12 protein-coding genes are annotated in these 12,762 nt (G+C 48.3%); 4 read left to right on the forward strand and 8 right to left on the reverse strand.

What is annotated here, in order from left to right:
• Nucleotides 1–51 precede the first annotated feature (51 nt).
• The 3 genes from ACXAFQ_RS14600 to ACXAFQ_RS14610 form a co-directional block, all read right to left on the reverse strand.
• Nucleotides 52–402, reverse strand: coding sequence for a hypothetical protein (locus ACXAFQ_RS14600; protein ID WP_474823872.1), 351 nt, complete (start codon nucleotides 400–402; stop codon nucleotides 52–54).
• Between the two features lie 22 nt (nucleotides 403–424).
• Nucleotides 425–649: a hypothetical protein gene (locus ACXAFQ_RS14605; RefSeq protein ID WP_474823874.1), complete on the reverse strand. Its 225-nt coding sequence runs from the start codon at nucleotides 647–649 to the stop codon at nucleotides 425–427.
• Between the two features lie 339 nt (nucleotides 650–988).
• Nucleotides 989–1,303 (reverse strand): DMT family transporter, encoded by a 315-nt coding sequence (locus tag ACXAFQ_RS14610; protein WP_474823876.1) that lies wholly within the window; start codon nucleotides 1,301–1,303, stop codon nucleotides 989–991.
• A gap of 112 nt (nucleotides 1,304–1,415) precedes the next feature.
• Between ACXAFQ_RS14610 and ACXAFQ_RS14615 the strand changes: the two genes are divergently transcribed.
• Complete coding sequence (locus ACXAFQ_RS14615) at nucleotides 1,416–2,279, forward strand: LysR family transcriptional regulator (RefSeq protein WP_474823878.1); 864 nt, start codon at nucleotides 1,416–1,418, stop codon at nucleotides 2,277–2,279.
• Between the two features lie 194 nt (nucleotides 2,280–2,473).
• Here ACXAFQ_RS14615 and ACXAFQ_RS14620 read toward each other — a convergent pair whose 3' ends face one another.
• Nucleotides 2,474–3,121 (reverse strand): Qnr family pentapeptide repeat protein, encoded by a 648-nt coding sequence (locus tag ACXAFQ_RS14620; RefSeq protein WP_070125973.1) that lies wholly within the window; start codon nucleotides 3,119–3,121, stop codon nucleotides 2,474–2,476.
• A 208-nt stretch (nucleotides 3,122–3,329) separates the two neighbouring features.
• Nucleotides 3,330–6,395, reverse strand: coding sequence for a TonB-dependent receptor (locus ACXAFQ_RS14625; RefSeq protein WP_474823881.1), 3,066 nt, complete (start codon nucleotides 6,393–6,395; stop codon nucleotides 3,330–3,332).
• 252 nt (nucleotides 6,396–6,647) lie between these two features.
• Between ACXAFQ_RS14625 and ACXAFQ_RS14630 the strand changes: the two genes are divergently transcribed.
• The gene (locus tag ACXAFQ_RS14630) at nucleotides 6,648–6,791 is read left to right on the forward strand and encodes a hypothetical protein (RefSeq protein WP_474823883.1); all 144 of its coding nucleotides are present in this window, start codon (nucleotides 6,648–6,650) and stop codon (nucleotides 6,789–6,791) included.
• Nucleotides 6,792–7,144: 353 nt separating this feature from the next.
• Here ACXAFQ_RS14630 and ACXAFQ_RS14635 read toward each other — a convergent pair whose 3' ends face one another.
• From ACXAFQ_RS14635 to ACXAFQ_RS14645, 3 genes are all read right to left on the reverse strand, one after another.
• A complete protein-coding gene (locus ACXAFQ_RS14635) occupies nucleotides 7,145–7,603 on the reverse strand; it encodes a hypothetical protein (RefSeq protein WP_474823885.1) in 459 nt (152 codons plus the stop codon).
• A gap of 222 nt (nucleotides 7,604–7,825) precedes the next feature.
• The gene (locus tag ACXAFQ_RS14640) at nucleotides 7,826–8,437 is read right to left on the reverse strand and encodes a LysE family translocator (RefSeq protein WP_474823887.1); all 612 of its coding nucleotides are present in this window, start codon (nucleotides 8,435–8,437) and stop codon (nucleotides 7,826–7,828) included.
• A 100-nt stretch (nucleotides 8,438–8,537) separates the two neighbouring features.
• Nucleotides 8,538–9,488, reverse strand: a complete 951-nt coding sequence (locus tag ACXAFQ_RS14645; protein WP_474823889.1) for a LysR family transcriptional regulator — start codon at nucleotides 9,486–9,488, stop codon at nucleotides 8,538–8,540.
• 63 nt (nucleotides 9,489–9,551) lie between these two features.
• Between ACXAFQ_RS14645 and ACXAFQ_RS14650 the strand changes: the two genes are divergently transcribed.
• Both ACXAFQ_RS14650 and ACXAFQ_RS14655 read left to right on the forward strand, forming a co-directional pair.
• On the forward strand, nucleotides 9,552–11,618 hold the full coding sequence (locus tag ACXAFQ_RS14650; protein WP_474823891.1) for a TonB-dependent receptor: 2,067 nt from the start codon (nucleotides 9,552–9,554) through the stop codon (nucleotides 11,616–11,618).
• 4 nt (nucleotides 11,619–11,622) lie between these two features.
• Nucleotides 11,623–12,738, forward strand: coding sequence for a PepSY-associated TM helix domain-containing protein (locus ACXAFQ_RS14655; RefSeq protein WP_474823893.1), 1,116 nt, complete (start codon nucleotides 11,623–11,625; stop codon nucleotides 12,736–12,738).
• The last annotated feature ends 24 nt before the right edge of the window (nucleotides 12,739–12,762 follow it).

Raw genomic sequence — 12,762 nt, forward strand, 5'->3', positions numbered from 1 at the left:
ATACTTATCTGCAGTGATAAAGGTGCGCTGATTTAAGCGCACCTCTTGTTATCAAAACACCCACACACCAAAGATATTCGCGGTAGGCGTACCACCATTGGTAAGGTCAGATTCAAAAATCAGCTGCATACTGGCGTTGTCAGTAAAGTTATGGCCCACGGTAAATTTGATGATATCTGACGAAGCATTATCAATCAGGTTATCCACATTTTTGTAGTTCGCCCCCACCAGCCAACCGGGGTGAGGCTGATAAACCACGCTACTTTCCATAGTTCTTTCTCTGTTTCCGCGGACATACGACATGCCCATTTGCCATTGTTCACCTGGCGCGCTGCCGGGCAGGATATAGCGGGTGAAGATCAGCGGTGCGGTTTCGTTAGTGGTAGAGACAATATCACTCACTTCCCAAAAAATCGGCGTGTCATCACTTCCCCAACTCGCAACCCGTTTGTGCTGTACCCCCCGTCCCAATTTGCCAGTTGTTATTAATGGAATACGCTGCGCGGATAGAAGCCACCTCAATCTGCTGTTTATTCAGGGTACCGATATTCAAATCCAGATAACTGGTTTGCACTGCCCAGTTTTCGTTAAGCGCCAGGTTAACACCGGCTACACGGGTCGAAATATCGGAAAAACCGCTCTCACCCAAAGAGAAAATTGATTCGCTAAAAACGCAGTTCCCTTTGCTGTTTCTTCTCAAACGACTACAAACACAACGCCGTTGGTCCCGACAACCGGACCACGATAACCGCCACCTCGAGTAAACTCAGTGAAAAAGGATTACCTGCTTACCTGGGTATCAGGCAGCAACATAAACAGCGATAATGTTACACACACTTCCCTGGCATGGCGAAACGTCTTATCTCAGTACAGCCTCAGCCGGTGGCTTTACTGGCGTTACTCTTGGCTTAGTGGCTACCACGGGCGATTAAGTACTCAGACTGCCATCATAGCATTTGACCGTGAGGTGATATTCACCTCACATTTTTCATCCTACTTTCAGCAGCACCACACCCGATATAATCAAAAATACGCCGATGTAGCGCAGCAGTGATGTTGGGTCGCCAAAGGCAAAAACGCCCACCAGAAACGTACCGGCAGCGCCTATGCCGGTCCATACGGCATACGCGGTGCCCAGAGGAATATCCCGTTGTGCCAGATACAGTAAGAAACCGCTGACACCCATAAATGCAATCGCCATGGCGATGCCACCCCATTTATACTGACCGCTTTGAGATAACTTCAGGCCTAGAGGCCAGCCAATTTCGGTTAATCCTGCCAGCACCAGATAAATCCAACTCATCGTTTTCCTCATTAAATGATGAACTATTGGGCGGCATACTATCTTTATTTATAATGAAGACCAGTTAGCAACCATCACTTTTACTGATATGTTAAATCTTGAGTATATCCGCATGTTCGTTATCACCGCAGAACAAGGCTCGTTTTCTGCCTGTGCCCGCAAGTCAGGGAAAGTGCAGTCGGCGGTAAGTCAGGCAATCAATAACCTTGAAATTGACTTAGGCGTGACATTGTTCGACCGCACATCCAGACAACCTATACTCACGGAAGCAGGAACACGCTTACTGAAAATGGCCCAGGGTCTGTTAGTGCAAGCTGATGAGCTGTCGAAAACAGCCGCGGCAATCAGTCAGTCTCAGGAAACGCGGCTGAGTATCGCCATCGACGACGGCATGCTGACACCTGCCATTTATGCGTTAATAGCCAGACTAGAAAGCCGGTTTTCTACACTGGAATTAGACTTCGCTACCCTTCCTTCTCATGATATCGCTCTCGCCGTTGAAAACGGTGATATTGACTTGGGTCTCATGTTTTCGGAAATTGAATCCATGAAAACCACAGACTTCTTCTTCGTTGCCAATGTACCTTTTATCGCGGTGTGTCACCCGTCACACCCCCTCGCAGATGCCTGCAAGATATCTTCAACGTCACTGCTACAGCACAAACAGATAGCCGTTCGCGGCAGCGCAAAACGTGAATCTCAATTCTTAATCAGCATGGCATCTAACGTGTGGTGGTGTTCAGGCTACCAGCACGCACTGTCACTACTTCTGCAGGGAATTGGCTGGGCGTATTTGCCAGCGTTTATGGCAAAAGATGCGCTGAAAACCGGCAAACTTACGCAAATGGACATGGTTTTTGATCATAAAACCTGGAGCGTGCCGGTAGACATCATCACGCCACGGGGACGCCAGCACGGGCCCGTGGTGCAATGGTTCAGTAATGAGTTAAAGAGGACGCTGGCAACTGAGTTTTGATTTGGCAGATCACGAAAGAAAAGCCACTGGTTCCCTGTTTCCGTAACGCCCCCGATGCGTTTCCCAATTCACCCTATCGTTGTGTGAATGTGTGAAGCCAATCTGACGCTCATATTCCATACATGCTTTGCTTCTGAAGGCGGTGATATACGTTCTGCGTCAGCTACTGCTCTCGTTATGCGTTGTTTCTATCTCTAGCTCACCACCAACCCAAGAGGACTGAGCAGGGATTCCTGTTGCCAGTCGCAAATTTTCACGCCGGTTAAATCCATTCTGCGAATGTCGAGGCCATGTAAATCCACATGGCGGAGGTCACAGTTTTTCAGGCTGAATGTGCCCCAGCTGTCTGAAGAAAAATCTCCACGACTGAGGTCTGCACCATCCATACTCACGCCGCTGAGATTCGCGCCGCGCCAAATGTTTTCTGAGAGTTCGCATTTTTCGAAAAGCTGCCCCTCGAAGTCAACATAACTTAAGTTACAGCCGGTAATGAATACTGAGCAGAAGTAAGATTTTGTGGTAATGAAGTTAGCAAAAGACGCCTGCCTAAAATCAGCGCCTTTTAAATCACAGTCTCTGAATTCAGCGCCGAATCCGTCGGCGCCACGGAAACTGGCCAGTGCCAAACGACAATTTCGGAAGCTGGTATCGCGAATATCAGCAAATGAAAAGCTGCAACCTTTGTCGCCGTCGGAGGTGGTAAAGGCACAACCGGAAAACTCTGCGCCTGATAGTTTTGCACGGGTAAAGTCACAATCGATAAACCGGCAATTCTCGAATTTTACGGCTTCGAGGTCTTCATCAAAATGTTTTCCCTCAAACTGCTCGCCCTGGTAATGCATAGTGGATTTCCATGGATAATGCTTTGCTATTTAACGAATGCCCATCTGGGACGCGGAAGCTGCAAAGATTCAGATAACAATGGGCTAATAACATAGGTGAACTATTAGAATGTCAATAATAGGTTGTTAGTTAGCGAATTTAAAAACGCATAAAAAAACCGCACCTGCTCAACTATCAGGTGCGGCTTCACTTTTGTTACTGATTCAATTAGAAGCTATAACGGGCACTCAGTACAAAACGTCTGTCCAGTTCCTGAACAAAGAACGTGTTGTTTTGTGTACGTCCATACTGACGCTGACCTTCTTCCAGTAAGTTGATGACATCAAGGCTCATGGTGAAGTCTTCAGTGAAGTCATAGCTCACGTTTAAGTCTAACTGCTTGTATTCATCAATGAACAGCGGGTTACGCTGTGATGATACAGAGCGGTTAACTTCCGCAAGGAACGCATCACGCCAGTTGTAAGCAACACGCGTAGACAGACCATTCTTCTCGTAAATTAATACGAGGTTAGCACTGTCACTCAAGCCTTCCAATGCGAACTGCTCGATAGCCGGGCTTGCGCCCACATCGTAACCGATATCACCGTCTACGATTGTGAAGTTAGCCTGGTAACCGAAACCACTGTCACCAAAGAAGTGCTGCCATGCGAATTCGTAACCAGAAATACGGGCACTCTGGTTGTTCACAGGTTGAGTAACCTCAAACTGCATTTCTGGGTCGCCGGCTTGTGGCTCAACGTTGTTTGACGCAAATACCGCATCAGCAAACGCCTGACCTTCTTCAAACTCACTCGCACCGCCAGGGAAGTTTTCTGGATTAGTCAGCAGTGCTGTCATTGTGAAGAAGTTACGCTCTGTTACTTCCACACCACGAGCTTCGAGTTCAGCAATCGCTTCAGCAGATACGGTACCTGGTGCACCTGAAGTTGCATCAAGTAACCCGAATAGACCTTGAGAAACCTGTTGTGTACCCACGAAGTTGTCTACGTCTTTACGGTAGTAACCGATAGATACCATAGACGCATCACCGTAGTAATACTCTAACGACAGGTCGAAGTTATTTGACTCCAGCGGATCAAGAGCAGCGTTACCGCGGCTACCAGAACCTTGTCCGCCCAGGTAGGTAGGACGACCAGGTGCACCCACTGTAGTAGCGGTGTACATCTGATTGTAGGCTGGACGCGCCAGTGTCATGCTGTAAGAAGCACGGGCTTTCAAGTCGTCAGTCAGGTTAATTGAGAAGTCGATATTCGGCAGGAATGCTTCATAAGAATGTTTCTGTGAAAGCGCTTCTGTTTCGTCACCCAGTACCATGCGGAAATCGTTATCTGATACCCAGTTGATTTGCAGCGGTACAGTTTGTAAAGAAATAGACTCTACATCTGTTTTTTCATAACGCGCACCTACAACTAAGTTGGTTTCAAAACCACCCAGTTCACCGTCCATTGACGCCATTGCGTACAGAGACAAGATATCTTCTTTTACAGTGTTGTCGGCAGAAGAAATCGCGTTGAAGGTATCCAGCGTGTAACCGTACATTGGTGCAATAACATCAACCAATTCAACGGCATTACCTTTGAAAGAGACACTACCTAATGGAATGGTTGTTGAACCCGCAGGAACGGCAATCGAATCTGCGCCCGGCACACCGGTAATTGCAGTATCTTCAAACGCACAAGCGGTACAAGTCACTTCCAACAGACCTTCAGGAATGTTGCCAACATCAGCTACACCCCAGCCACCCAGTTGCGCTTCAGACTCGTAACGGTTTTGGTTCATTTCAGTAGAAATGTATCCCATACCGAAATCAATTTTCACGTCTGCGCCCTGGTCCCAGGTACCATCAAAGCGGAACTGATCAACAGTTTGTTTCTGGTTAGATTCGATAGCACGAGCAACCTGAGGACCTACGTCCGGCATATCAAAGATACCGTTGTTGTTACCTTTAATAGAATCGTCAACCACAATGCTAACTTGTGGGAAGCCTGAAGACAGGTCAACCGTCTGCCAACCTGCGGTCGCACCGGCCACGTTCATACGAACAACGTTTTTGCCAGAAGGGCCATCACCACCACTTTTCGCTTCTGATGAAGCAACGTCGAAACGCAGGTTCAGTTCGTCAGATACCCACCAATCAGCATTGAAGCCAAATGAGTGCATCTCATCTTTCGCTGCCAGGGCCAGGTTTTGGAAGAAGAAGTCTTTACCGCCGTCGATGTCTTCGCTGAAACGAATAGGTGTGGCAACAATAGGGTTACCGTCAAATTCCATGTCAGTGAACTGACGAGCAAACCACACACCGTCGGTAATTGACGTAGATTCCATGGTGTTACTAGCGTAAGTTGCATCTGCAGTAAGTGTTAATGTTTCAGAAGGCGCGTACTGCAACGTGATCATACCGTTCAAACGTTCACGGCTGTCTTCGTTTACGCCATAACCTACGTTAGGCGGCATCGCCACCAGCTGACCTTCTTCGGGCGGATTGGTAACAGTAGCACCGTCTACCAGACCAAAGGTACCCGGTGAAGTGGAATCCCAGTTAAACAGCTGATACTGAGACACGTTCATCACCCGGCTACCGGAATCACGTTCCTGATAAGAACCGAATACAGCAACACCAAAAGTATTGTCGTCGTTAGACCAATTCCCCATACCGCTCAGTTCCGGCGTTACGCCTTCACCACTTTCGTCTTTCATCGCTTTCGCGCCAAAGGACATGCGGTTTTCGCCCTGGGACAATGGTTTGATGGTGTTAATGTTGATAGTTGCACCGATACCGCCTGACGGTACGGCTGCACGACCCGTTTTGTATACTTCAATACCACTTACGCCTTCAGAGGCAAGGTTAGAAAAGTCGAATGAACGGGTAGAACCGGAAGCACCCTGGTCGTCGGAGTTACCGGTGATAGATGCAACGTTTGCCGCAGGCATCTGACGGCCATTTAACGTGATCAGGTTAAAGTTACCACCGAAACCACGTACGGTTACTTCAGAACCCTCACCGTTAACACGGTTAATAGATACACCAGTAATACGTTGCAGTGATTCTGCCAGGTTTGTATCTGGGAACTTACCCATGTCTTCTGCCGAGATAGCATCGACAACACCTGATGACTGACGCTTAACATTCATTGACTGTGATAAGGAACCGCGCACGCCCCTTACTTCGATTTGTTCCATTTCTTCTGGTGCTTGCTGTGCATACGCTTGAGAAGCAACGGCAACGCCCAGTGTGCCCGCTACTGCATATGCAAGTTTTGTTTTTTTAAACATATCTTGGTTTCCAAAAAGAATTAACTAACACAGTTGAAATATGTGTCCCTTATTAAGCGCCCTTTGACACCGATGTCATCAATATTTGATCATTGGCCGCTATACCCATCACACATTCCGCTTCACGCTGAAATTTCCCTTAATCGCAGCGATTGTTACATTTAACCCCCTATTGAGTTAATCAATTGTAACAACTAGGTTATATATTAAACACTGGTTACTAAGCAAGCATTTTGTTAAGAATCTTAACAAATGACATCGGTGGTCATTCCAGTATCACGACACGCTGTTACCATAAACGGCTATTTTTCATTCAATGCTTTTGAACTTTATGATGATGAAGCAATTTCTGGTTGTTATCTCGGCAATCCAGGACTGGAAAAGAAAGGTGCGTGAGCGCAAAGTTAATTTATTGTAAATTAATTGAAGAGGCGTTATATTCGATACAACTTACAGACGGGAGACGATCCAAATGATGTATTTTCTTTGTGATTTTTTAACGATGTGCAATCCAGAAGTTATTGAAAAAGATGAACAAGAGGAAGCCCCTGAAATTTCTGAGTCATCCTCCTCCTAACGACCCATTTTTCCTAAAGCAGCTTTGTATGTTAACAACATCAAAGCTGTTTTTTGTTTAACTGAATTTGCTTCTGAAGATGAAGTAAACTGCACCCACCAGGCACAACCCGCGCAACAGATAATCTCGATAAAGAAAAAGCCAACTCCCGGTGAGTTGGCTTTGGATGAGATTAAAATGCCCAGGAGGCAGCCAGACCAAGTGAGCGCACTGAGCTGAGCCCCCAGGTTTGGTGGATTGAGGCGAAGCCGCGGTTATTTTCACCGGGATCAAAGCCCGTAGAGACGGGGTACTTCTCATCGATACAGTTATTACAGAATATCCACACCAGTAAGCCTTCATCGGTTTCAAAACCGGCACTGATGTTAAACGTAGTGATGGCATCGAGCTCAGTTGAAGGCGATGCAATACCGTAATTAATATCAGACCGGTAATAAACACTGGCATTAAGGAATCCGTAAACCGTTGCCGTAATTTCCTGCTCGTACTGTGCCTTCAGCGTGGATGTGAAATCTGCTGCCAGTGGTGTGGAATACCCGGATGCATCAACGAAAGCATCATCAGGGCCACACTCTGTTGAGTCTGGTGTACAGGATGCCTGTGCAAATTCATCGAAAGTTGAATCCAGCAAGGCTGCGTCCCAGTAAAAAGTCAGATTATCACTTGCCAGTGCTCTTACTGAAATTTCAGCACCCCGCAAGTTACGGTGGCAGCATTCTGGATGATGAACGCCACTGAAAGGACTTGTTTTTGAATGTTCGTGCTCTTTGCCGACTTGCAGATCTTACTGCCAAAGATGAATATACTGCCGTTTGCAAGGAAAGTGTTCCCAGACAGCCGTCTTCGCACGTTTTTATAGTGAAACGGCTTTCACTGCCAATAAAATCAACACGCCGCCTGTTACCTTATCAATGATCCCTGCTTTGGCCTGAATCCTTTGCACTACCGCCTGACTGGACATCACCACGGCAATCAGCGTGTACCACAGCCCATCAATTAATGCAGGGGTTGCAACGATAACCGCGGTTTCCGCCATGTTGTCGGCCACGCCGATAAACTGACTGAACAGGGCAATAAAAAAGAGTGCGATCTTAGGGTTGAACAATGATATTGCCAGGCCATCCCCTGCTGCCGCCAGCGCAGAGACTTTTTTGCCAGACTGTAATTGCGCCTGAATGCCACCTTTCGACATCAGCGATTTTACGCCAAGATAGGCCAGATACCCGGCTCCCAGCCAGGTGAGTGCTTTAAACAAGGCCGGTGAATGTTGCAGTAACACGGCCAACCCTGAACTGGTTAATAACGCATAGAAGAAAACGCCCGACGCATGAGCCCATGCAGTACAAAGCCCGTTAAAGCGCCCGCCGGACAGCGCATGTTTAGTCACAACCGCCAGACTCGGACCAGGAGACATGGCTCCCAACAAACAAACAGAAAATAAAGTGAAAAATACAACGATGGTCATGATGCCCCTCCAATTTCCTGCATTGTAGAAGCATCACAATCATAACTGGAAATCATAAGATATCATTACAGTTATGATTTAAAGTAATACCGAAAAACGGTCAAAGTTGGATTGAGCTTTCGCAATGGGCAATAGCGTCTTTTACCTGCTCCCGCGCCCATTTATGTCTGATATCGTTATCATATTTTGGATGCCAGATGAGCCAGTACTGGTTTTCGTCAACGTCGAAAGGCAATGGCTTATACACAATATTCCAGCTATCTCCCAAACTCTCAGCAATGTGCTCTGGCATCACCATTAGCCCGTCGAATACTTGCAAATGGCTTAATGCCGCATTGAAGAAGGGCACCCGCAAATGAACCCGGCGCTGTAAGTCTTGCTGTCGCAGAATGTCATCAACAAAGGTATCTTTATCTGCCCCACCGGTAATTTTAATATGCGGATAAGCAATCAGTTCATTCACGGTGACATGCTTTTTTGAAGCCAGTGGATGTGACTGGTGCATCACCAGCACCGAATGGTCCGCGCCAATGCGGATACCAGAAATGCCGTCCGGTTTATGCGGCAACATGGTGGAAGCGATATCGATATTGAGTTCGTGGAGCCGGTGAATGTATTCGGGCTCCCACAATCGCAAGCTCACCGTCAGGTTTGGCGCCTGCATACTGAGCCGCTTGCATACGTCCGGCATGACATACTGGGCGACATAATCACTCGACGACAGCACCAGCTCACCAAACCAATTTTCAGGGTCGAACACGGTTTCTGCCAATAGCAAATCAAAATCGTCCATCAGGGTATCGAGCTTCGCTTTCAGCATTTCAGCTTTTGGCGTCATGACAAGCACATTACCATTGCGTACCAGCAACTCGTCCTGCCAGATATCCCGAAGCTGCGCCAGTTGCCTGCTCACCGCTGACTGGGTGATATGAAGACGTTGCGCTGTTTTACTCACATGGGCTTCCTGCAACAATACATGTAACGTGCGAAGCAAGTTGAGGTTGGTATTTCTGAGCATGATGACGGGCTCTGGTGCGACATTATGTCGCATTGTAGCAGACCCTGTGAGAAGGAATAATCCGCGCTGATTTTTAAACTTTCAGTCAGAGATTTTATGCCTTCCAAAAACGCCCGGTTTCTTCCTGTTTCTCCCGTTTTGCTTTTTCCGCTTTCCACTTTGTTTATCGCGTTATCGCTGAACGCTCAGGAAACGGATGCGACAAATGCAGACAATAACCGCAAAGGCGACATAAGCTTTTCTGTTGGTGAACGAATTGAGGTGACAGCGAAAGCATCCGCAGACGCCAGCCGAATGCTTACCTCTGTAGACCGTTTATCCGGTGATGCGGTTCGCCAACCAGATATTGATTACGCCTGGCAGTTGGCGGGCAGAATGCCCGGTGTGGTACTGACCGAATTTAACCAGGGTACAACCAGCGGAAAACTTTCATTTCGTGGATTTAACGGCGAGGGCGAAGTGAATGCGGCCAAACTATTAATCGATGATATTCCGTCAAACGCAAACAGTGGCAACATGCCCTATCTCGATATGATCCTACCCATAGAGATTTCCACCCTGGAGCTGGTGCGGGGCACGACTGACCCACGCTACGGTCTGCACAACATTGCAGGCAATGTGAACTTCATTACCCGCACCGGGGGCGATTACACCGACGCAAGACTGTCTGCAGGTAGCTTTGGCAAGTATGATGTACAGGCAGCACTTGGAAACGAATCGGGTGATTTCAGCCAGAATTACGCCATTGGCTATCGAGAGGGTGACGGATACCGGGATCATGGCGAGTTTGACCGCACCAGTCTTGCGGGCAAATGGGGTTATGCCATTTCCTCTACGTTGTCTGCAAATGCCAGCGCGCGTTATTACGACAGCGATGCGCAGGAAGCCGGCTACCTCACCCGCGAAATAGCCTATTCAAATCCCCGTGCCACTAATGACTATAACGCGTCAGATATGGGGACCCGGGAAATGCAGCAATACAGCCTGGGACTGCACGGCGAACCAGCGAATAATATTACTTACAAAGTCACCAGTTGGTTGAACAAGCTTGAAGACGACCGCTACGTGACTTTTTCGGCTGGAGTCAGCCAACAGAACCGTTACACCGAAGAAGAGCATTACGGTGTGCAGGCTTCGGCAACTTATACTGTTCACAATTCGGGCCTGAGTGGTCTGTTTTTTGAAGCCGGTGCCAGCATAGAGGGACAAGACAATATTTCCGCCCGCTACCTGAGTACCAACCGTATTGCCGACACCCAAACCAGAGATCAGCATTTCAGACTTCGTGTTAAAGGCGCGTACATTCAAAGTGAAATAGCGCCGGTAGACTGGTTGCGTATAACTCCTGCATGGCGGGTAGATAAAGTAACCGGTGATTTTGAGGACCGGTTAAATAATGTGACGGCACCAGTAAATGACTACGGTACGATTAGTCAGCCCAAACTGTCTGTGGCGGTGTTACCTACAGATGCCATTACCCTATTTGCTAACTGGGGTGAAACCTTTCAAATTGGTGTGGGCTCAGGCGCTTATCTTATTCCGCCTCGCCAGACCAACCTGGAACCTTCAGTAAACCGTGGCTGGGAGGCGGGTATCGCCTACAAATCAGATGCCAGCACGAGTGCCCGCCTTACGCTTTGGAATCAAACAGCTAGCGGCGAACTGAAACGTCGACTGAACGATCCAAATGGTGATTTTGAAAACCTGGGGGCCACTGAACGGCAAGGTATTGATTTGCAGGGTTCGTGGTCGCCATCGAAAGATTTTTCTTTGTGGGCAACGCTAGCCTGGCAGCAAGCCGAAATTGAAACGCCCGCTCCGGATCAACCCGAACTGGCGGGCAACGATATTGATCATGTTCCTGAGTGGGTTTACTCTGCCGGTGCCGATTATTATCTGAATGAAGAAATCATGCTGTCAGCGGTATTGCGTGGCCAGACAGATTACGAACTGAACTCTGCCAATAACGCCGGAACGTTCGGTGACTTTACTCTGCTGAATCTGCTGGCCCGATACCGCGTATCAGAGAACACCGATGTGATACTGGAGTTGAAGAACGTAACTGATGAGTATTATGAATATGTTTGGTGGGATGGTAGCCAGAGTCTGCATAGTCCGGGTGAAGGGCGCGCCGTCGCAGCGTCAGTCATGCTGAAGTTCTGACGATATGGGCATCAACTGGCGAAAGGTTCACAGACGAATCCACCTGTGGTTGGGTTTGTCTGTAGGAATACTATTTACCGTCATCGCGCTTTCCGGCGCGATTCTTGTTTTTTATAACGAACTCGATAGCGCCCTAAATTTACCCGCTACGCAGCCACAACAAGCTGCAGTCTCGCCAGACTATGACACCGCACTTAAAACACTGCGTACGGCCTACCCTGATAAAACCCGTTCATGGCGCTTTGAAGTCACAAACGACGCTGGTGTTATTCCGGCCCGCTATTACAATCCAAAAGAGACGGCAGGAGAAGACTTTGCACCTATGATGGTGTGGCTAACCGCCGATGGCACCACCGTTCTACGTCGTGACTTCTGGGGGCAGTATTTTGTTACCTGGATTTACAATCTGCACTTTCGTTTATTGCTGGGTAAAACCGGCGGCATCATAGTGGGATACCTGGGGCTTGCGTGCACGTACTTGCTGATAAGTGGCTTGATTGCATGGTGGCCCAAACAGGGACAATGGGCGAGGCAACTGCGTTTTAAGCGCAAGACGAATAATATCGGGCTGCTATACGACTGGCACAAAACCCTAGGTTTATTCAGTGCTATCCCGCTTCTACTACTCTGTGTGACTGGCATCATGCTGGCACTACCTACAGAATCCCGCTTTGTGCTAGAACCTGTTTTTGGCCAATCGCAGTTCGCAAAATTTGCCCCCGAAAATGCCACGTCTGCACCACCCGTTATTTCTCCAGCCCAGGCACTGGGTATCGCAAAACGGGCTTTGCCTGACAGTAAAGGCGCCTGGATTGAAACACCGGATGCCGAAGGCCCCCGCGCGCACTACCGCATTCGTTTGCAAGTATCAGGCGACCCTTCCCGCCGCTTCCCTCACAGTTATGTTTATATCGATGGCGTGTCCGGAGAAGTACTGGAGGTGTTTGACTATCAGCAACAAGGTGCGACGAATACCATCATGAACTGGCTGCATCCGTTACATGACGGCTCCTACTTCACCCTGGCAGGCCGGATTTTGTGGTTACTCACCGGCGTGCTGACACTGGCGCTTTTTGTACTGGGAATCTGGCGCTGGATGCTGCGCGCCCGCTATATCTAAAACCAACAACACTAAAACCCAAGC

Source organism: Alteromonas sp. ABH2_165, from assembly GCF_056159945.1.